The following is a 19,826-nucleotide window of genomic DNA, read 5'->3' on the forward strand; positions in this document are numbered from 1 at the left end:
ACGAGGACGACGACGCCCGGACCGGCCGGACGGCACCGCGGTACCACCTCGCTTGCCGGGCGCACGGTGCGCCCGACCTCTCGCCTGCGGCTGTGACGGGCCTGCCCCGTCCGGTTCTACTGAGGCCGCCCGAGGGAGGCCCGTTCTTCCGGAGGCTCACCGGTGATGGCCGGGTCGACGCCTGTGCGGCCAGTGTAACGACGACACGGGTGACGGCGTCGACCGGCGGGCGCGGGTTCGTCGGACGGCGGCCGCGGCGGGCAGGATCGTCCCATGCCTTCCCCCGCCGCCCGTCCCCTCGCGCTGCTCGACCTCGACGGCACGCTCATGAACTCCGCCCCCGGCGTCGTGCACTCCGTGCGCGTCGCGTACGAGCACGTCGGGGTGCCCGTGCCCGACGAGGCCGCGATGCTGTCGTTCATCGGCCCGCCCATCGGGCACTCGTTCCCCGCGCACGGCGTGCCCGCCGCGCTCGTGCCGGACGCGGTGGCCGCGTACCAGGAGCACTTCGGCCGGGTCGGCGTGTGGGACACCACCGTCTTCGACGGCATCCCCGCGGCGCTGACCGCGCTGCGGGAGGCCGGGGTCCTCCTCGTCGTCGCCACCGCCAAGCCCATCGCCTTCGCCGAGCCGATCTGCGCCGAGGTCGGCCTGACACCGCTGCTCGACGCGATCGTCGGCGCCCCGCTGGACGAGTCCGAGTCCAAGGGCCAGATCATCGCCCGTGCCCTCGTCGTGGCGCGCGAGCTCACCGGCGCCCCCGTCGACCCGGCGCGCGCCGTGATGCTCGGCGACCGCGAGCACGACGTGCACGGTGCCGCCGAGCACGGCATCGCGTGCCTCGGCGCGTCGTGGGGCTACGGCGCACCCGGCGAGCTCGTCGCCGCGGGCGTCGCGCAGGTGCTGGGCGGCACCGACGAGGTCGCGCCCGCCGTGCTGGCCCGCGTCGCGTGAGCTGGCCTGCCGGGCGGCCCGCACCGGTGGTGCTGCTCGACCTCGACGGCACGCTCACCGACTCCTACCCGGGCATCGCCGCGTCGGCCCGCGCCGCGTACACCGCGCTCGGGCTGCCCGTGCCGGACGACGCGACCCTGCGCACCTTCGTCGGCCCGCCCATCACCGGGTCGTTCGCCGCGCACGGCGTGCCCGCCGACCGACTGACCGAGGCCGTCGCGGCGTACCGGGTGCACTTCCGCGCCGGCGGCATGTGGGACAACCGCGTCTACGACGGCATCGACGACCAGCTGCGCACCCTGCGCGCCGCCGGGGCCCGGCTGGCGGTGGCGACCAGCAAGCCCGAGGTGTTCGCGCAGCCCATCTGCGAGCGCTTCGGCCTGGCCGCGCACCTGGAGGGTGTGTTCGGCGCGCCCCTGGACCACGTCCCGTCGACGAAGGCCGACGTCATCGCCCGGGCGCTCGACGCGCTCGGTGCCACGGCCCCCGTGGGCCGCGTCGTCATGGTCGGCGACCGCGAGCACGACGTGCACGGCGCCACCGCCCACGGGATCGCGTGCGTCGGCGTCGGGTGGGGGTACGCGTCCGACGGCGAGCTCGTCGCCGCGGGCGCCGTCGAGGTCGTCGCCGACGTCGCGGACCTGGCCGCCCGGGTGCTCGCGCACCTCGGGTGAGCCTCCCCGGCGCAGGGCCCGCGGGTGTGGGATCTTGAGCGCGTGAGCGCCACGTCCCCCGACCCGCAGGCCCTGTTCCCGGGCAAGCACTTCATCAGCACGGTGCTCGAGGCGCTCGAGACCAAGACGGCGATGTCGGGCACCCTCGCCCGCCGGTACCTGCAGCGCGCCGCCATGGCGGGCGTCATCATCGGCCTGCTGTACGCCACCTACTACGCGGTCGTCGCCGCGTTCGCGTCGGTGCCCGTGGGCACCACGACCCTCCAGCCGCTGGGGCGGATGGTCGGCGGGTTCGTGTTCGGCTGGGCGCTGGTGTTCATCTACTACTCGCGCTCCGAGCTGCTGACGTCGAACATGATGATCGTCTCGATCGGCGCGTACCACCGCCGCACCACGTGGGGGCGGGCGCTGCGGCTGCTGGGCCTGTGCTACCTCGGCAACGTCATCGGCGGCCTGTTCGTCGCCGTGCTGCTGCGGTTCTCCACCCTGGCCGAGGGGGCCGCCGAGGAGCAGATGCTGCTGTCGGTCGAGCACAAGCTCGACTTCGTCAGCTCCGGCGCCACCGGCTGGGTGGACCTGCTGATCCGCGCGGTGCTGTGCAACTTCTGCATCAACCTGGCCATGCTGCTGGTCTACAACGGCCTCATCAAGGACGACCTGACCAAGTCCCTCGTGATGATCGTCGCGGTGTTCATCTTCGCGTTCCTCGGCCTGGAGCACTCCGTGGCCAACACGGTCCTGTTCTCCATCGTGGGCCTGCGTGAGGGCATCGACCTGGGTCTCGCGGCCGGCAACGTCGCCCTCGCGCTCGTCGGCAACTTCATCGGCGGCGGTCTGCTCATCGGCCTGTACTACGCGTACGTCAACGACGACAGCCGGTGGCTGCGCCAGCAGCAGCCACCGGCCTGACGTCCCCGGCTCAGGGCTGCGTGGCCTGCACCGGCGGCAGCGCCGACCAGGGGAACGTGATCCACCGGTCCGTGCGCTTCCACACGTAGTCGGGGTCGATGATCGAGCGCGGCTTGGCGTACAGCACCGCGGTCCGGGCCTCCGCGCAGTGCCGCGAGACCAGCTTCTGCACCAGCGCCAGCGTCTCCCCGGTGTCCGCGACGTCGTCGACGACCAGTGCCCGCAGCCCGCTCAGCGCGTCCGTGTCGAGCAGCGGCGGCAGCAGCGCCGGCTCCTCCAGCCGCTCGTCGACGCCCGTGTAGAACTCCACGTTGAGCGTCCCGACGGACTTGGTGCCCAGCGCGTACGCGATCGCCCCGCCCGGCGGCAGCCCGCCCCGCGCCACCGCGACGACGACGTCCGGGACGAACCCCGAGTCGACCACCGCCTGCGCGATCTCCCGCGCCGCCGACCCGAAGGTCTCCCACTCCAGCACCTCGCGGTCAGCCGGGAGCTCCTGCCCCGGTGCCGCCTCCGTCGTCGTCATGCGCTGATCCTCCCCCACCCCGCCCAGGACCTTCCACGCCGGCACCGCGCTCCACCTGATGGGATGGTGCCCGTGACCGACCGGCAGACCGTGCAGTGGGACGTGCTGAACCGCTACCTCGCGGTCGTCCTCGGAAGCCACCGCCGGGGCGCCTGGTCGATGGGCCGCCAGCGGGGGGCAGCATCGACCGGGACCTGGGACGCGCTCGCCGCCGCGCTCGTCGGCGGTGACCTGGTGACCGTCACCGACTCGAACATGCACACCTCGTGCGTCTACGAGGTCCGCGACGAGCGAGCGGTCCTGCACGTGTCGACGGTCCTCCCCTGCGTGATCGTCTGGTCGGAGGTCGAACGCCGCTTCCTGGACACGTGCCCCGACTGGGCCACGCCGCTGACCGACGCCGGGTTCTCGTACCTCGGCAGTGCGTGCTCGCGCACGTGGAGCCCGTACCGCGACGACGAGGCCGAACGCCGGATCACATACTTCGAGCTGCTGTTCGCATGGATCGAGGGCTCCGACGGACCACCCGCCCACGAGGTCGTCGACCCCTGGCGCCCACCCCTGGGCGCAGGCCCGCGAGGTACGCACGACCCCGCACGTCCCCGATCAGATCAGAACGGGTAGAGCACTGACGCCTCTGCCCCGACCCGGGTACGAGGTCGTGCGGCACGTCCACGTCGGAGTCCGGCCCGAACTCGCCTGGCGCGACGGAGCCGAACACGTCGAGCCGCGCGATCCCGTACCGCGCGCACAAGGCCCCGAGCGCGGCGCGCTGGGCCTCGTGGAGGGGGATCACCTATGACGTCGCCGGGGCGACGTCGCTGGAGAAGCGGCGGGGCTTGCCGGGGCCGAGGGCGGCGGGGTCCGGCTCGACGGTGAGGGCGACCGGGTGGCCCAGCCAGGCCTCGACCTCGCGGGCAGCGCGGGTGGCCGACGCGGCGGGGCCGACAGCCCGGAGGGTGAGGCGGGCGTCGGCGTGCTGGTGCAGGGACCAGGCGCGCAGGCCGGCGGCCTGGAGGATCTGCGTGGCGTCGATCGAGGGACGCCACCGGCCGGCGGCGTCGAGGAGCTGGACGGGGGTGCGGCCCTCCAGGCCGACCAGCACCGTGCCGCGGGCGTCGCGGCGCAGGGACGCGTGGTCGCCCGTGCGGTAGCGCAGCAGGGGCAGGTAGGGGTTCTCGTCGACGGTCACGACGACCTCCCCGCGCGTCCCGTCGGGCACCGGGCGGCCGGCGGCGTCGAGGATCTCGACGTGCACCCGGCGGTCGACGACGACGTGCCCCTCGCCGTCGAGGTCGGCGGCGACGGGACCGGTCTCGCGCAGCCCGTACAGGTCGACGAGCGGCACGCCCCACGCCGCGCGGACGTCGGCGCGCACCGCCGGGGTCACGTGGGTGGCGCCGTTGACGACCGCGACCGGGTGCAGGTCCAGCCCGTCGGCGGCCAGGCGCAGCAGGTGCATCAGCGGGTGGGTGCTGGTGGAGACGACCTGGGGGTCGTGGGCGGCGAGCCAGCGCTCGCGGTCGCCGGGGCGGCGCCAGGCGTCGGCGTGCAGGTTGGCGCGGGCCATCAGCGGGACGGGCGTGCCGGGCGGGCGCGGGAACGCGGACATCGCCGAGACGTACGTGAATGCCGTGCGCTGGTCCAGGAGATTGAGCAGCCCGAGCCGCTCCGGGTCCGGGTCCCAGGTGGCGCCGGCGGCGGTGACGAGGGCGTGCAGCAGGAGAAGGTCGGCGGCGACGGCGCGCGGGTGCAGGGGCACGACCATCGCGGCGCCGGTGCTGCCCGAGCTGGAGCCCTCCAGCACCCGGTCGAGCGGCACGTCGACCGGCACGTGCGCGGCGGCGTCGGCGACGAGATCGGCGCGGGTCACGGTCGGCAGGTCCGCCAGCGGGGTGCGCGGGCCGCTGGTGCGGGACCGGGCCGCCGCGCGGTACCGCGGGACGGTGCGGTGCACGCGCTCGACCAGGTCCGCGACCCACCCGGGGACCTCGTCCGCGGCGGCCGGCGGGGTCGGGGTGCGGGCCGCGAGCGCGGCGAGGTCGTCGGCGTCGAGGCGGTCGCCGGTGGCGTGCGCCCACGGCGGCGCGGCGGGGTGCGTGCGGGCGGCCTCGACGCGGGCCAGGTCGGCCGGCCCGAGGGACGGCCAGCGCTCGGCGTCGGTGAGCACGGCCGCGCCCATGGGGGCGTACTCGGCGAGCAGGCCGCCGGGCCGGGTGAGCCCGGCCGTCGGATCGGCGGCGGGCGGGTCGGCGGGCGACGGGTCGGCGGGCCTCGCGGCGGCCGGCGTCGTGCTCGGGGCCGGGGTGCCGGTGGGGTCGTCAGTAGTTGGCATACTGCGCCGCCGCCTCCTTCGCGCGCTGCTCGGCCAGGCGTCGGGCCAGCTCCTCGGCGCGGCGGCGCTCCTCGGCCATCTGCGCGACGACCTCGCGGCGGTGCCGGGTGCTCACGGCGGACCACGCGTCGGCGGCCGCGGCGGCGTCCTGCCCGCCGGGCAGCAGCCCGCACACGGCGAGGAACGCCCGGGCGATCTCCTCGCGGGCGGGCTCGTCCGCGACCCAGGCGCGGGGCTCGCGCAGCCCGTCGAGCAGTCCGACGACCGCGGGCACGACCGTGACCAGCAGCATCGCCGGCCCGCCGACCTGCTGGGCCTGCGCGGCAAGCGGCGGGGTGCGGTGCAGGCCGAGGAGCAGCCAGGCGGCGAGCAGGCCCGGGGCCGCGCGGGTGGTCGGCGTCGGGTGCGCGGTGGCGGCCGGGACGCCCAGCACACCGTCGAGGTAGGCCGTCCATGCGGCGTCGAGGACGGTGCCGTCGAGGGAGACCGCGAGGTCCGCGAGCGCCGCGGCGGGGTGCACGCGCGCGTCGAGGAGCGCGGGCGGTGCGGCGGCGAGCCGGTGGGTCAGGGCGCTCAACGGCAGCCCGGGGCGCCGCTCCCCCGGCACCACCGAGCGGGGCAGGCCGTCGGGGGCGAGGGCCGTGGGGTCGGGGGCGGTGGTCATCGGGTGGTCTCCTGCGTCGTGGCCCAGGTGCGGCGGGCGAACGTGCGGGCGAAGTCGACGAGCGCGGCGTCGCCGTCGACCCAGTAGGTGTCGTACCCCTCGGGCACCACGACGCCCGCGCGCCGGTCGGGCGGCACGTCGAGCAGCAGCGACCCTCCGCCGCCCGCGGCGGCGAGCGCACGGGCGGCGGTCTGCTCGGGGTCGGGCTGCGGGGGCCAGCCCTGCCCGCACATCGTCGCCACCCCGTCGTCGGAGACCACGGCGACGTGCGTGGGGCGCGTCGTCGTCGGCGGACGCCCGGCGTGGCCGAGGAACGTGCGGGCGAGGACGGGCAGGGGGAAGGCCGTGCCGCCGCCGAAGTGCGCGACGATCGCGCGCAGCACCGCGTCGGGGTCGCGCGTGAACCCGTCGGTGCCCGCGACCTGCCCGGGGCCGCTCCACGTGGTGGCCTGCACGCGCGCACCCACCCGCAGCGCTGAGAGCGCGAGCACGGCCCCGGCCAGCGCGACCCACGAGAACTGCTTCGGGTCGGGCATCGACCCGGACGAGTCGAGGTACAGGTCGAGGTCCACGGGCGCGTCGTCGCGGACCACCGGCTCGTCGTCGTGGAACGCCCGCCGCAGGGTCGTCATGCCGGGAACGACGACGGGCGACGCGGTGACGGTGCCGGTCCAGTCGACGTCGGCGAGGTCGTCGCCGACCTCCCACGGGTCGAGGCCGCCGAGCAGCGGGTCGACGGGCCGGGCGGTGCGGCGCTGCGGGAACGGCACGAGGTGGCGGGCGGCGCGCTCGCGGTACCAGGCGACCGCGACGTCCTCCGGGGTGCTGGTGCCGCCGAGGGCGTGGACGACGGCGTGCAGGTCGGCGGGCAGGAGCATGTTGCCCGTGTGCCCGGTGGCGCTGCCGGGCGCGTCGGGGGTCAGGGTGGTGGGGGTGGGTGCCTCCGGGGCGGGGGCGACGTCGCCGACGACCGCGGCGTCCAGCGACGGGTGCACCACGGGCGCGACGAGCGAGCCGTCGCCGGCGAGCCCGTGCGGCAGCGCGCCGGACGCGTCGGGGCACGCGACGGCACGCACGGACGTGGCGAGCGCGTCGGTGAGCGCGGACTCGGGCAGGGAGGTGCGGATCAGCGCGGCGAACCCGCCCGCACCGCCGACGGGGTCGCGGGCGTAGGCGCGCACGAGCCGGGCGCACAGCCAGGCGGCGCCCTCGTCGACGGGGTGGGCGGTGCCGCACAGGGTGGTGCGCGGCAGCTCCCAGAGCAGCTCGCACGCGCGCAGCACCAGCGCCATCAGCGGGTCCTTCGCCGGGCCGAGCGCGCGCCACACGGCCACGAGGTCGGCGCGGCCGGTGCGCTGGAGCCGGTCGTTGATGAGCAGGTCCTGCCAGAGGTTCGCGACGGGGCCGACGAGGTCGTCCTGGTCGACGAGCCCGGCGCGCACGCGGGCGGCGACGCGCAGCGCGGTGCGGCGGTGCGCGGGCGCGAGCACGTGGTGCCCGATCTCGTGCGCGAGCACGGCCACGGCGTGGTCGTCGAGGCCGCGGCGGTGCACGTCGGCGAGGTCGACGTGCACCTCGACGGTGCCGGAGTCGTACCAGGCGAACGAGCCGACGTCGGCGACGGGGTCGGTGTGCAGCACGGGCGGGTGCACGCGGGTGGTGCTGCCCCACGCGGCCTGCGCGGCGGGCCACGCGTCCTGCCACCGCTGCACGAGCGCGTCGGGCACGGCGCCGCTCATGCCGGCCCCCCGGCCACGCGCACGACGTCGAGGGCGTAGGAGTGCGCGCGGCTGACGAGGACGACGTCGTCGCCGGTGGCGGGTCCGCCGGGCACGACGCCGGTCGTCGCGTCCTGCCACGGCACGGGCAGCGCCGGCTCGGGGGCCGCCGCGCGTCCGGCGAGGAGCCGCCCCACGGCGCCACGGGGACGGGGCGGGGCCTCGACGGCGGCGGACAGGTCGAGGTCGTCCAGCGGTACGACGCCCGCCCCGTGCACGTCCGCGACGACGGCCCACGTCTGCCCGTCGGCGACAACGGCCCAGCCCGTCGGCCCACCCGGCACGGCGACCGGCAGCCCGACCCACGGCCCGCCCCACGCGGCGAACCCGCCGACCCGGCGCAGCACGCCCGGCCCGTCCGGCGCCTGCGGCCACCACCACCGGTCGGCGCGGTGGCGCGTCAGCACGTCCGCGACGTCGTCGGGCGCGACGCCGAGCAGCGGGCCCGCGAGCGCGGCGGGCAGGGCCGCGGCGGCGTCGAGGGCCGCGTCCCGGTACCGCACCAGGCCGGTGCGCCAGGCGGCGACGAGCAGCGCGGGCCGCACGTGCGCCGCGTCGGCGGGTGCGGGCGCGGCGGCCAGCCGGGCCGACCAGGCGTCGAGCAGGCCCGTACGGGCGACGACGTCGGCGGCGGCGACCACGGCGGGCACGACGTGCGTGGGGTGCGCGCGCACCCAGGGCGCGAGCGCGGGCAGCACCTGCACGACGGCGGTCCGCTGCGCGCGGCCGGTGTGCCAGCGTCCGCGGGCGACGAGGTCGAGGGTCGTGCGGACCACCGCGAGCACGGCGTCCGCCCCGGGTACGTCCGGTGCGGGACCGTCGGGCGTGGGCGCGGCGTCGGTCGGCGTGTCGTCGGCGGGTGCGGGGTGGGTGGCGGTGAGGGCGTCGGCGACGGGGACGACGTCGGCCAGCGCGGCGCGCACCGACGCGGGCTCGGCGCCGAGCCCCTGCGCGGCGCGCAGCCACGGGTCGACCGTCGCGGCGTGGGCCCGCAGCACCTGCCCGAGCGTGCTGCCCGGGTCGAGCACCGGCGCGCCGGGCCGTGCAGGGGCGTCGCCGCCCGGGGTCGTCACGCGCCGCTCCACCGCAACCACGACAGGTACGCGGAGTACCGCTGGTGGGCGTACTTCAGCGCGAGCGCGTCGTCGTAGACGTCGCCGTGCAGCTTGGTGGCCTGCTCCCACCGGGCCAGCAGCCCTTCGATGCGGGCGAGGCGGGTGCGGACGGTCGCCTCGTCGACGCCGTCGAGGCCCTGGCCGAGCTCGGCGAGGACGTCGCCGACGGGGTCGTCGCGGTCGAGGTCGGCGGCGTCGTGCTGGCGGCACGCGGTGTCGAACAGGTCGCGGATCCACGAGACCCGGTCGGTGCGCAGCGGCTCGCGCTCGGGGTCGTCGAACGCCGGGGCCGCGAGGTCGGGCTGGAGCTTGTCGTGCAGGACGAACGGCAGCACCGCCCGCAGGTCCGCGAGCGTGACCTCGGCGTTGCCGCGGAAGTACGCCATGGCCTTGGCGTACAGCACGAGGGACTGCAGCGCGCGCACGGACAGCCCGTTGAGGGTCTGGGCGCCGACGTCCTCGACCCGGTCGCGCCCGTCGTCGGCGAGGGCCAGCAGGTGCGGGTCCACGCCGGCCAGGCGCGCGGTGTCCTTGGTGCGGTACTCCAGCTGCCACGCCGCGCGCTCCAGCAGCTCGAGCTGGGACGCGAAGTGCTCGAGCCGCCGCCGCACCGGCGCCGGGAACGGCACCGCGAGCACCTCCCGGTGCAGGCGGTCGTGCTCGTCGGCGTCGAACACCACCCCCGGCGGCACGTTCTCCTCCGGCCGCAGCCCCCGCTCCGCGCGCGCCACGAGGTCGCCGAGGAACCGGGAGTTGAACGCCAGGGCCTTGACGACCACGTCGATGCGGTCGCGCAGCGCGTCGACGACCTGGAACGTGCCGCCGCCGGCGTCGTCGTTCGCCGTCAGGTACCACGCGGACGCCCCGGTCTCGTAGACCTGGTCGAACACCTCCACGTACCCGTCGGCGAGCACCGTCAGCAGCGCCGACTGCGTGCGCGTCGGGATGCGGTTGTACTCGTCGACGATCTTCACGCGCATGCCCAGCCACGACCGCCACGCCACGTCGATGTCCGCCAGGCTCTCGGCGTTGACCAGGTCCCGCGGCAGCGGCGTGCCGAACATGTCCTGCACCGTCAGCTGCGGGTGCCCGTGCTGCATGGCCCGCCGCACCTCCCGCACCGGGTACCCCGCGATGACGCCCATGAGGATCGCCGACGCCGTCTTGCCCCGCCCCGGCCCACCGACCAGCAGGCACCTGCCCCGCACCGCGAACGTCAGCAGCGGCAGCAGCACGAACGACGAGTACGACTGGTCCGTCGGCAGGTCGACCGCCGCCCGCGAGTCCCCGAGGTGGAACGTCGTCGCCGGCCGCGCCGGGTCCGAGAACTCCACGTCGTAGTGCGGGCTGATGATCGCGTGGTTGACCATCCAGAAGTACGCCTGCCGCAGCTTCTCGTCCAACGGCACCCCACCAGCAGCCGGCTCAGCCGCGGCCTCGTCGGCGAACAGGTGCGCCACGTCCAGCGCCAGGCCCCGCGGCACCGACCGGGCCCCCGCCCGGGTCGGCGCGGCAGACACCTGCGTGAGATCGGCATCGGGAGCGTTCACGAGCCCGATCCTCACATGCTCAACCTCCTGACCCGCGTCGGGCGCGGTCGTGAGCTGGTGCGTCCCGGATTTCGTGGAGCCGGGATACACCACTACCTCCATGGAAGCCGGGGCGGTTCAGGATGCACCTTCAATGCCCAGGGCGCGCCGCCCTGCGGGCGTCAGCCTCCACCCGGGCCCAGTGCCACCTTGAATCGACAATGAGTCGACTAAACCTTGCCGCTCCAGATCACGGAGCACATGCAGGATGTTCGGCTCCAACAGGACCTGCGATCGCGCGTAGTACTCAAAGTCAAGTTGGCGAGTGTCCAAGCGACCATCGCTCGCGGCCACAACCTCGAGAACAATCCGCTCATTGTCCTCCACGCCTGTCACCCCCCTCCGAGCACGGACGGGTGGTACAGGAGTCAGGTGCGATATTCCTTGAGAATCCGTAGTCGTTCAGCGCCTGAGTATGCAGGGCGTACTCACGCGCCTGGCCCACGGCTCGACGACGACGTCGAACTAGCCATAGAGCGTGACCGCAGAGCGCCAGTCGGCAACCCCCTCGCACGGAAGGAATGTGACCTCCTCCGGATTCGCGGACCCGAGCCTCTCCACATCCACCCACAACGATCGCTGACGGCCGTTGATCGTGACGGCGTACTCGAACTCGCCCACACCCGCCCACTCGATGTCACCGGAGAAGTGCTCCAGATCACCGGACTCACAGTCCTCGGAGCCGTCGCCGAGCGGGAGGTCGACCACCGTCCCCGTGCCGTCGGGACGCAGCACGATGCTGACGCCTGTGAGCTCGTCGCCCCACTCGCGCGGCAGCTCGACCTCCGGAGACGTCGGGGCGCACGAGGCGACGAGACATGCGACGGGCAGCGCAAGGAGCCCGAGACCGGTGCGACGCTTCACCAGCCGATCCACCTCTCCATCACGACCCGCATCAGGCCTGAGAACGTCAACGACACACCCTGCGGAACGGTGGCGGCCTCGACCACGGGGGTCGTCGTGCAGGACGGCGCAACCCTTCCACATGCGGGGCGTCGACAGACAAGGAACCGATGCACCGAGCAGGCGCGAGAGACGAGGACCCGTGGTGCACGAGCACCGGGGGCCTCAACCTCCGAAGGACCGCTCACCCAGCAGGCCGACAAGGAAGTCGTCGTGGTCGACAGCCGAGCCCGTGAAGCGAGAGCGCGGGAGCAGGACCCTCGCGATGCTGGACGAGCCGCCCCCGGCCTCCCTCCGTCCGAGGCGAACGCCCTCACGCCGACGTGATCGTCCGGGGTCCGCGTCACACGGCGACGGCGTGCCGGCACCCTCGCACGACGACCCGTCTGACGGCCGGGTGACCCCCGCGCCGCCCACCGCGTCGGACGTCAGGTACCGGCCACCCACCGCCGGGTGAACGCGCTGCGCTCGGCGACCGAGGGTGAGATGTCGTGCAGCGCCCTCGCCACGTCCGCGACGAGGGCGTCGAGCATGGTGAGCAGCTCACGCCGGTCGATCCTCTCGACGTCCGGCAACGGCTGCCATGTCACCCGTGAGCTGCAGCGGATCACCACGTCGTCGGCGTCTGCCGAGAAGAAGAACGTCGCCTCGACGCCGGGAGGGTAAAGGTCCAGCTCGACGTCCTGCCCCGACCTGATTCCGGCGACGACGTCGGGCAGCTCTTCCAGGAACGCGGACATGTCGTAGCCCACGTCGACCCGCCACGGATCGCGCCCGAACCCGACCAGCACGAACCGGCCCGCCGCCACGTCGTCGAGGAGCGCGCACGCCGCGATCACGTCTGTGAAGTAGTCCCCGTGCACCTCGAACGGGCCAGGGTGCGGCTGTACGTCGGCCGCCGCCTCGAACGCCACGCGGAACACCATCAGCGGCTACGCCCCCCTACTTCCCGGACGTCGCGTGCCGGGGAGACGGGCTTCGAGTGCCACGAGCAGGGCACGTCGCCATCGCCACGCGGTCCGGCCCGCGTCACAAGCCAGCCCGCTCCCGCACGGCGGTGATCGTGGCGACCCAGCCGGCCGCGACCTGAGCCCGATCATCGATCGCGACATCGATGCCGGCGCTGCCCCCTACGGCGAACACCTGATCGGCGACGTCCACCGTCAGGATGTGGTTGAAGCTGAAGGACCCCTCGAAAGCGAACCACGCAAACTCGGCGCCGGCGTCGAGAGCAGCCGCGAGCCAGGCTGACACGAGACCTTCCGCGTCCGATGGCACCGCGTCGAAGGCCAGGTCCCACTCATAGCACTGACGGCCGCCGAGGCGTCGATCGACATCGTCGAGGCGGTATCGCCGCACGTCCCGGGGCTGAACCTGGCCGCCGACGCGCTCGAGCGACGCGATGGAGGCGTCGGCAGGGAAGACAGCGAAGAGGATGAGCGTCACGCCCCGCCCAGACCATGACACCGCATCCGTGAACCGACTCACGGCAACGCCCCCTGAGCCATCGGCGCTGCGTCCGGGACGACTGCGGAGGGCACGCAGTCCTGGCACGGCCCCACCTTCATGACGACGTCGCCTGCCTGTCTGCCGCCGGCCTCACCGGCGAAAGCTCGCGTCACTGCCTCACCGGTCCTCCCGTCGAGGGCTCGCGTCGGCACCCGGGGCCGCTCCCTCACGCACGAGCCGGGGAACCCTCGCGAACGGGCCTGCGAAGTACCCGCTGACGGTAAACCCGTGGTGCGTGAGCGCGGCCCTGAGCTCGCGTGCCTGCACCGTCGCACGGGCGACCAGATGGATGCTGGCGGGATCCCGCCCTCGACCGTTGAGGCCGTACGACGACACGGCAACGAAGTCGTCGCTAGACCACCACTGCGACAGCTCGCCCGACGCGTCGCCGTCCAGGCTCAGGTCTCCCACGGCCTGCACCACCTCGGCGACCTCGGCACCGGTGACGATCGCGGAGTGCGACCACCCGTGGAGGGCAGCCCATGCTGCCGCTTGCTCGAGCACGAGCTCGACCGAGTCGAGCATGACGTTGAACTCGTCGCGCCACGCGGTACCGAAGCGGCCGTCCATGTCGAGCAGGAGCGTGCACTGCGCCGTCGGGTGCCGGGCCCCGCGGTACACGAGCCGCCCGTCCGACGTGCGCCACACCGGGTCGACCCCATGAAGCCCGAGCCGGATCTCACCCTCGAGCGGGCCCCCGACCACAGGGACCGTGAGACCCCCGTACGTCCGCTCGAACTCGACAACCGTCGTCAGTAGTGCGGCGAAAGCCGGGTCCATGGCCGCGACGAGGTGCGGGTCACGCCGGAGCGTCGGGAACATGAGGCCCAGATCACCCATACCGAAACTGGCACGCACAGCACCGGTCCCGTGCTCGTGGATGAACTGCCTCGCCCGCTCGGACAACCCGGTACTCACGTCGGATCTCCGCCGAGGTAGCGGACAAGCCTCACGCAGGACGGGCTCCCTGGACGGCCGTTCGGACGCCTGGGGCCAGATCCTCGGCCGTGCGCGCAACGCTCGTCCCGCCGTGGCGTCGACCCGCAGGTGCACGTCACCCAGCCGCTCCCATGACGACGAGGGCGGCAGCTGCTGCCGCAACGACGTCCGGCCACCGCGGATCCGTGATGTAGACATCGTCGGACGCGTCCTGCAGATCGTCGATCATCGGGTCGAGTGCCGCGTGGAGCGCCGTGAATGCCGGCACCTCGTGCTCGAAGAGGACCGCCCCGACGGCGGTCGACGGTTCCGGAACCACCTGACAGTCGTCGTACAGCACGTGCACGTTCAGGGTGAGGTCGTCGTAGTAGCGCACGCCCTCCTCGTAGCGCCCCCACACCACCCGCTGATGGTCGACGTCAGCGAGCGACCGAAGGGCATCGATCACATAGTCACGCATCTGGGGGAATCTCACCGACGCCTTCACACGCTGCTCCCGACTACGTTCGAGCCATGCCTGACGATGCCACCGCACATGATCCATGGAACGACGCACTGAGCCGGTACCGGGAGATTGCAGTCGATGCTGCGCGGTACAACGTCGCCCTGCTGGAGACTCTGCGGTCGGCCTGGCAGCCGCTCGTGCGACCCGACACCTCGATGTTCAGAGTCCTGTTCACGCGCTACGGCCAGACGGGCTACGAGTACCACGAGCGGATCGAAGTCGAGTACGAGTCGACCGACCGCGTCCGCATCGCCCTCGCCCGGCAGGTGCCTCGGCGAGGAGACGACCGACGCGTCGGACCGGTCATCGTGGCTGGCGACTTCGCGCGGCCCGAGAACTCGGTACCCGTCGTAGAGAGCTTCCTGATGCAGCTGGCCGGAGCCTGACGAGGGCCGCGCACGAGGCGTGGTCCCCTACTCGTACACCAGCCCTGCCTCGATCGCCATCGCCATCAGCTGCCACGTCGCCTCGACGGGCGGCTCGGCGCCCTGGTTCGCGAAGTAGCCGTCCATGTCGGCGACCCATGCCGCCACGGCCTCGAGGAAGTCCTCGACACTCGAATTCGCGGCCTCCCGCCGATGGGCACTGATCTCTTCCACCAGACCGCGAAGGTGTCGGACAAGATCATCTCGGGAATGAACACCGGAATCGTCGACCACGTACAGAAGCACCCCCTCCCACGCGATCGAGAGAACCGCATCGGACACCGCTCGAGCGCGGCGTCATCCCCTCCGCCTGAAGAAGCCCGGTCGCGCAGGCCAGCGCTTCTCGTGCTTGATAGCCATCTCCCACCCGCCCAGAATCATGTCCGTGTCGAGCCGCATCTCGACGAGTCGCGCCCGTACAGCGGAGATGAAGCTGCGAGCGGCGCGGACGAACTCCTCCTCCGAGACGAGGGAAGCGCCATGCTCCGGAGCGAGGGTCGATCCCACCAGAAGCCCGTCGTGCTCGCGCCACGCATAGAGCGCCCCGACCTCCTCGACCGACATCGAGTCGAACGCGAAATCGTCGCCTCCGGCCGCGTCCAGCCACAGGGTGAGGCATCTCGCGAGCTCAGCGATCGGGAAGAGGTCGTCCTGATAGATCACCGCCCCGTCCACGGTCAGCACGAAGTTTCCCTCGAGCGCGACGAGGTGGTCGGCGAGGGTGTCACCGCCCGCGGGCTGCAGGTCGAGCTCGGTGAACTCGATGCCCAGCCTCGTGGCTTCACCTCCGGCCGGTCCGGCCATCTGCGCTCTCCCGGAGGTCGTCCACCACACCGCACGTGAAGCCGTGCCCAATCGCCGCGTGCGGCGGTGGGGCCCTCGATCGAGGAGGGGTGGGAGTCGTTCTACCAGGTGCCCAGCACGAGGGCATGCACATTCGAGGTCCGCGCCCGCTCCCCCTGACCGCGAGGGGACCGTTCTGGGACCGCCGTCGCATCGGGAGGACCATGACGGTTGACATTGACGCTGCGTCAGCTCCTACCGTCGTCCAGGCACGCACGACACGACAGGGAGCGACGACGATGCAGGCCTCGATCCAGGAGATCGCCCGGCTCACGGGGGTCACCAGCAGGACCTTGCGCCACTACGACGCCGTCGGCCTCCTGCCGCCCACACGGACGGGCTCCAACGGGCTGCGCTGGTACGACCAGGACGCCCTGGTGCGGCTCCAGCGGATCCTGCTGCTGCGCGACCTCGGACTGGGGCTGCCCCAGATCCGCGACGTGCTCGACCGCCAGACCGACGAGACCACGGCCCTGCGCCACCACCTCGACTGGCTCGACGCCGAGCAGCAGCGCCTGGCCCGCCAGGCGGCGTCCGTCCGCGCCACCCTGACCGCACGCACGCACGGGGAGACCCTCATGACCGAGCAGATGTTCGACGGCTTCGACCACACGCAGCACAAGGACGAGGTGACGGCCCGTTGGGGCGCCGACGCCTACGCGACGTCCGACGCGTGGTGGCGCGGCATGTCCGACGCCGAGCGCACCACCTGGAAGGACGCCGCCGCGACGCTCACGCAGGACTGGATCGCCGCGGCCACCGCCGGCGCCGACCCCGCCTCGCCGCAGGCGCAGGCGTTGGCCGCGCGTCACCTCGACTGGCTGGCGTCGATCCCGGGCACGCCCCGCACGTCGGCGGGCGCCCCCGACCCGGAGTACGTCCGTGGCCTCGGGGACATGTACGTCGACGACCCGCGGTTCGCCGCCACCTACGGCGGGCCCACCAGCGCGGCGTTCGTCCGCGACGCCCTGCACCGCGCCACGGACACGACGCCCTGACAGCGGGCCGCCGTGCGTCGGGCGCGCTGGGAGTCCTGCAAGGTCCCCGCGCGCCCGACGGGTCGCGGGTCACGACACCGACGGGCGACGCACCTCAACCAGCGTTCCCAGCCAGCCGTCGCGCAGTGCCGCTGACAGAATCTGCGTGCGCGGCGACCGGGCGTCCGCCAGGATGCGGGACGCCGGAGGTCGGACGACAGGAGGTGCGCGGTGCCCGTGCCGCTGCGGCAGGTCCGCGCCGTGTTCGACGACACGACGATCACCGTCTACCAGGCGTACTCGCCGCACATCGCCGAGCCCGCGGCGGCCGCCGGGTCGTTCGCCGGCACACCGTTCAAGCTCGAGCGGATGACGTGGGTGAAGCCGTCGTTCCTGTGGATGATGTACCGGTCGGGCTGGGCGTCGAAGCCGGGCCAGGAGCGCGTGCTGGCCGTCCGCATGACGCGCACGGGCTTCGAGGAGGCGCTCGCACAGGCGTGCCTGAGCCACCCCGACCCCGCGGTCGACACCGACCACGACGCGTGGCGACGCCGCTTGGAGACCAGCCCCGTCCGGGTCCAGTGGGACCCGGAGCGCGACGTGCGGCTTCAGCCGCTGCCGTGGCGGTCGATCCAGGTCGGCCTGACCGGCCCCGCGGCCCACGACTACGTCCACCGGTGGACGGTCGGCATCACGGACATCACCGCTGACGTGCACGCGCTGCGGCAGGGCACGGGTGCCGCTCACCTTCCCGCGGAGCGCCCCTACCCGCTGCCCGCCGACGTGGCGGCCGCCGTCGGGGCGAGCCGACCGGTCGCCTGACGCAGCGCCCTGCGGGCCGTCGCTCCGCCGCTCGGCGTCAGACGGCCGACGGGCGGTAGAGGTCGACGAGGTCCGGGTCCTCGTGGAGGAGCAGGGCTTCGAACGCCTCCCAGCCGTACGTCGTCACGTACTGCTGCTCGGCGGCGGTGACGGGCACGACCCAGGCGATGACGACGGGCTGGCCGTCCTGGTGGGCGACGGCGAACCGGTCGTCGAAGAAGACGGGCAGGGTGACGTAGAGGAACGGCTTGCCGGCGGCGAGCAGCGGCTCGGCGCGGGTGGGGACGACCTGGCCGCGCAGGAAAGGCCCGTCGCGCAGCACCGCGAACCCCGCGTCGGCGAGGGCGTCGAACGCGGCGCGGTCGGCGTCGGCCAGGTCGTCGGGCAGCAGGAGCATGAGCTCCTGGCTGATGGGGTGCCCGTCGAGGGACCGCCCGCCGAGGTACCGGTTGACGCCGACGGTCACGTACGCGGCCGACTGCGGGACCGCGTGGCCGCCGTGGCGGAACACCTGGAACGCGAGGCCGCCGAACTGCGGGTCGTCGACCCGCCAGCCACCGACCATCTGACCGAGCCAGCGCTCGAGGTGCTCGACGAGCACGTGCCCACCTCCGACGTCGTGACGCGAGGTGCCGGAGAGGTCCGACCACCTGCGCCGATCACCGTAGCGGGCTCGACCCGTGCCGCGGACCCCTCGACCGGGTGGTCGGGGCCGTTCTCAGGGCTGGGCGGAGGCAGCAGGTCGGGCTGCGGGCGCCGTGCCGGGCGCGGCGGCGTCGAGCGGGAGCGACGGGGCGAGGCGGCGCAGGGCGCGGTAGGTGGGGACGAGGGCGTCGTACAGCTCGGAGAAGACGGGCAGCAGCGAGCGGTAGACCTCGGCGGCGGCGGGGCGCGGGTGCACGGTGCGGGTGATCTCGACCATGTCCTCGACGACGTCGATGCTGGGGACCAGGCCGACGGCCTCCATGCCGAGCAGGGCGGCGCCGAACCCGGAGCCCTCCTGGCCCTGCGCGAGCCGGACGTCCATGTCGAACGCGTCGGCGAGCACCTGCTGCCACAGCTCGGAGCGCATGACGCCGCCCGTGGCGCGGACCTCGGAGATGTCGAGGCCAGCGGCGCGCATGGCGCGCAGCACCGTCGCGAGCTGCAGGCAGACGCCCTCGACGGCGGCGCGCAGCAGGTGCTCGCGGCGGTGGGCGCGGGTGAGGCCGACGTAGGCGCCGCGGGGCAGGGCGCTCCAGTGCGGGGCCCGCTCGGACAGCAGGTACGGGAGCATGAGCAGCCCGCCGGAGCCGACGGGGGCGCGGGCGGCGATCTCGAGGAGCTCGGCCTCGTCACCGGTGTCGGGCGCGAGGGTGTCCTGCGCCCAGCCCAGGACGACGCCGCCGTTGTTGATGGCGCCGCCGACGACCCACCGGGTGGGGGTCAGGGCGTAGCAGAACACGCCGCCGAGAGGGTCGACGGCGGGGCGGTCGACGACGACGCGCAGGGCGCCGGACGTGCCGAGGGAGCAGGCGGCGACGCCGGGCCGGACGGCACCGACGCCGAGGTTGGCCAGGGGGCCGTCGGCGGCGCCGACGACGACGCGGGTGCCGGCGGGCAGCCCGGTCGCGGTGGCGACGTCCTCGCCGAGGGGCAGCACGTGGGTGGTGGGGACGAGCTCGGGCAGCTGCTCGGCGGTGATGCCCGCGAGCGCGAGCGCCTCGCCGTCCCACGCCAGGTCGGCCATGGAGAGCAAGCCGGTGGCCGAGGCGGTGGAGTGGTCGACGACGAGGGCGCCGCACAGCCGCCACAGCACGTAGTCCTTGATGCCGACCCAGAACCCGACGCCCTCGCAGAGCTTGGGCTCCTGCTCGTGGAACCAGACGAGCTTGGGCAGCGGGGACATGGGGTGCAGGGGGGTTCCGGTGCGCTGGTGGAGGGCGAGGCCGCCGGTGGCGGCGCGCAGGCGTTCGGCCTGGGCGGCGGCGCGGGTGTCGCCCCAGGTGACGGACGGGGTGAGGGGGTCGAGCGTCGGGGACAGGCCGAGCAGGGAGTGCATGGCGCTGCTGAACGAGAGGGCGGCGACGCGGTCCGCGCCGAGCTGGGTGACGACGTCGCGGACGCAGGTGCGGACGGCGTCGACGATGGCGTCGGGGTCCTGGACGGCGTGGCCGGCGTGGGGCTCGTCGAGGTCGATGCCGCGGGACGCGGTCGCGAGCTGGCGCCCGCGGGTGTCGAACGCGACGACCTTGGTGCTCGTGGTGCCGAGGTCGACGCCGAGGACGACGTCGGCGCGCGTGCCGGCGGTCGTGCCCGCGTTCTCGCTCGCGGTGGCGGTGCTGGTCGGGTGCGGCACGGCGGGCCTTCCGGGTCGGGC

Annotated in this window: 22 protein-coding genes and 1 pseudogene; 7 read left to right on the top strand and 16 right to left on the bottom strand. The window is 73.9% G+C overall.

Annotation, left to right across the window (positions count from 1 at the left end):
- Nucleotides 1-273: 273 nt before the first annotated feature.
- From FBY24_RS18405 to FBY24_RS18415, 3 genes are read left to right on the top strand one after another with little or no spacing between them, the layout of a single operon-like run.
- The gene (locus tag FBY24_RS18405; RefSeq protein WP_142162809.1) at nt 274-954 is read left to right on the top strand and encodes an HAD hydrolase-like protein; all 681 of its coding nucleotides are present in this window, start codon (nt 274-276) and stop codon (nt 952-954) included.
- The gene (locus FBY24_RS18410) at nt 951-1,628 is read left to right on the top strand and encodes an HAD hydrolase-like protein (protein WP_142162811.1); all 678 of its coding nucleotides are present in this window, start codon (nt 951-953) and stop codon (nt 1,626-1,628) included. The genes FBY24_RS18405 and FBY24_RS18410 overlap by 4 nt, the downstream gene beginning before the upstream one ends.
- A gap of 42 nt (nt 1,629-1,670) precedes the next feature.
- The gene (locus FBY24_RS18415) at nt 1,671-2,537 is read left to right on the top strand and encodes a formate/nitrite transporter family protein (protein ID WP_142162813.1); all 867 of its coding nucleotides are present in this window, start codon (nt 1,671-1,673) and stop codon (nt 2,535-2,537) included.
- A gap of 10 nt (nt 2,538-2,547) precedes the next feature.
- On the opposite strand, the gene FBY24_RS18420 is transcribed toward FBY24_RS18415, so the two are convergent.
- Nucleotides 2,548-3,063 (bottom strand): phosphoribosyltransferase, encoded by a 516-nt coding sequence (locus FBY24_RS18420; protein ID WP_142162815.1) that lies wholly within the window; start codon nt 3,061-3,063, stop codon nt 2,548-2,550.
- A 72-nt stretch (nt 3,064-3,135) separates the two neighbouring features.
- Between FBY24_RS18420 and FBY24_RS19620 the strand changes: the two genes are divergently transcribed.
- Complete coding sequence (locus FBY24_RS19620) at nt 3,136-3,687, top strand: hypothetical protein (protein ID WP_255432553.1); 552 nt, start codon at nt 3,136-3,138, stop codon at nt 3,685-3,687.
- Between the two features lie 55 nt (nt 3,688-3,742).
- On the opposite strand, the pseudogene FBY24_RS19625 reads toward FBY24_RS19620, so the two are convergent.
- The 11 genes and pseudogenes from FBY24_RS19625 to FBY24_RS18475 all read right to left on the bottom strand — a co-directional run.
- Nucleotides 3,743-3,859 (bottom strand): annotated as a pseudogene (locus tag FBY24_RS19625) (DNA polymerase III subunit beta); the annotation flags it as partial.
- Entirely contained in the window at nt 3,860-5,398 is a 1,539-nt protein-coding gene (locus FBY24_RS18430; protein WP_142162818.1) for an AMP-binding protein, read from the bottom strand.
- A complete protein-coding gene (locus tag FBY24_RS18435; protein WP_142162821.1) occupies nt 5,385-6,062 on the bottom strand; it encodes a hypothetical protein in 678 nt (225 codons plus the stop codon). Before FBY24_RS18435 ends, FBY24_RS18430 begins: the two co-directional genes overlap by 14 nt.
- Entirely contained in the window at nt 6,059-7,801 is a 1,743-nt protein-coding gene (locus tag FBY24_RS18440; RefSeq protein ID WP_142162823.1) for a hypothetical protein, read from the bottom strand. Before FBY24_RS18440 ends, FBY24_RS18435 begins: the two co-directional genes overlap by 4 nt.
- Complete coding sequence (locus FBY24_RS18445; protein WP_142162825.1) at nt 7,798-8,913, bottom strand: hypothetical protein; 1,116 nt, start codon at nt 8,911-8,913, stop codon at nt 7,798-7,800. The genes FBY24_RS18440 and FBY24_RS18445 overlap by 4 nt, the downstream gene beginning before the upstream one ends.
- Nucleotides 8,910-10,505, bottom strand: a complete 1,596-nt coding sequence (locus FBY24_RS18450; protein ID WP_255432479.1) for an AAA family ATPase — start codon at nt 10,503-10,505, stop codon at nt 8,910-8,912. Before FBY24_RS18450 ends, FBY24_RS18445 begins: the two co-directional genes overlap by 4 nt.
- A 504-nt stretch (nt 10,506-11,009) precedes the next feature.
- Complete coding sequence (locus FBY24_RS18455; protein ID WP_142162827.1) at nt 11,010-11,420, bottom strand: hypothetical protein; 411 nt, start codon at nt 11,418-11,420, stop codon at nt 11,010-11,012.
- A gap of 455 nt (nt 11,421-11,875) precedes the next feature.
- Nucleotides 11,876-12,361 (bottom strand): hypothetical protein, encoded by a 486-nt coding sequence (locus FBY24_RS18460; protein WP_142162829.1) that lies wholly within the window; start codon nt 12,359-12,361, stop codon nt 11,876-11,878.
- Nucleotides 12,362-12,476: 115 nt separating this feature from the next.
- Complete coding sequence (locus FBY24_RS18465) at nt 12,477-12,893, bottom strand: hypothetical protein (RefSeq protein WP_142162831.1); 417 nt, start codon at nt 12,891-12,893, stop codon at nt 12,477-12,479.
- 180 nt (nt 12,894-13,073) lie between these two features.
- The gene (locus tag FBY24_RS18470; RefSeq protein ID WP_142162833.1) at nt 13,074-13,796 is read right to left on the bottom strand and encodes a hypothetical protein; all 723 of its coding nucleotides are present in this window, start codon (nt 13,794-13,796) and stop codon (nt 13,074-13,076) included.
- A gap of 214 nt (nt 13,797-14,010) precedes the next feature.
- Nucleotides 14,011-14,370: a hypothetical protein gene (locus tag FBY24_RS18475; RefSeq protein ID WP_142162835.1), complete on the bottom strand. Its 360-nt coding sequence runs from the start codon at nt 14,368-14,370 to the stop codon at nt 14,011-14,013.
- Nucleotides 14,371-14,408: 38 nt separating this feature from the next.
- Between FBY24_RS18475 and FBY24_RS18480 the strand changes: the two genes are divergently transcribed.
- The gene (locus FBY24_RS18480) at nt 14,409-14,786 is read left to right on the top strand and encodes a hypothetical protein (RefSeq protein WP_142162837.1); all 378 of its coding nucleotides are present in this window, start codon (nt 14,409-14,411) and stop codon (nt 14,784-14,786) included.
- Nucleotides 14,787-14,813: 27 nt separating this feature from the next.
- On the opposite strand, the gene FBY24_RS18485 is transcribed toward FBY24_RS18480, so the two are convergent.
- Together FBY24_RS18485 and FBY24_RS18490 are read right to left on the bottom strand one after the other, a co-directional pair.
- Nucleotides 14,814-14,999 (bottom strand): hypothetical protein, encoded by a 186-nt coding sequence (locus FBY24_RS18485; RefSeq protein WP_142162839.1) that lies wholly within the window; start codon nt 14,997-14,999, stop codon nt 14,814-14,816.
- A gap of 123 nt (nt 15,000-15,122) precedes the next feature.
- Entirely contained in the window at nt 15,123-15,629 is a 507-nt protein-coding gene (locus tag FBY24_RS18490; RefSeq protein ID WP_142162841.1) for a hypothetical protein, read from the bottom strand.
- A gap of 278 nt (nt 15,630-15,907) precedes the next feature.
- Here FBY24_RS18490 and FBY24_RS18495 point away from each other — a divergent pair, with 278 nt between their 5' ends.
- The gene (locus FBY24_RS18495) at nt 15,908-16,666 is read left to right on the top strand and encodes a MerR family transcriptional regulator (RefSeq protein ID WP_142162843.1); all 759 of its coding nucleotides are present in this window, start codon (nt 15,908-15,910) and stop codon (nt 16,664-16,666) included.
- Nucleotides 16,667-16,876: 210 nt separating this feature from the next.
- Nucleotides 16,877-17,467, top strand: a complete 591-nt coding sequence (locus FBY24_RS18500; RefSeq protein WP_142162845.1) for a DUF4291 domain-containing protein — start codon at nt 16,877-16,879, stop codon at nt 17,465-17,467.
- A 37-nt stretch (nt 17,468-17,504) separates the two neighbouring features.
- Here the strand turns inward: FBY24_RS18500 and FBY24_RS18505 are convergent, their stop codons facing one another.
- On the bottom strand, nt 17,505-18,068 hold the full coding sequence (locus FBY24_RS18505; RefSeq protein ID WP_142162847.1) for a suppressor of fused domain protein: 564 nt from the start codon (nt 18,066-18,068) through the stop codon (nt 17,505-17,507).
- A gap of 117 nt (nt 18,069-18,185) precedes the next feature.
- A complete protein-coding gene (locus FBY24_RS18510; RefSeq protein ID WP_142162849.1) occupies nt 18,186-19,805 on the bottom strand; it encodes a gluconokinase in 1,620 nt (539 codons plus the stop codon).
- Between the last annotated feature and the right edge of the window lie 21 nt (nt 19,806-19,826).

Source organism: Cellulomonas sp. SLBN-39 (assembly GCF_006715865.1).
Classification (GTDB): domain Bacteria; phylum Actinomycetota; class Actinomycetes; order Actinomycetales; family Cellulomonadaceae; genus Cellulomonas.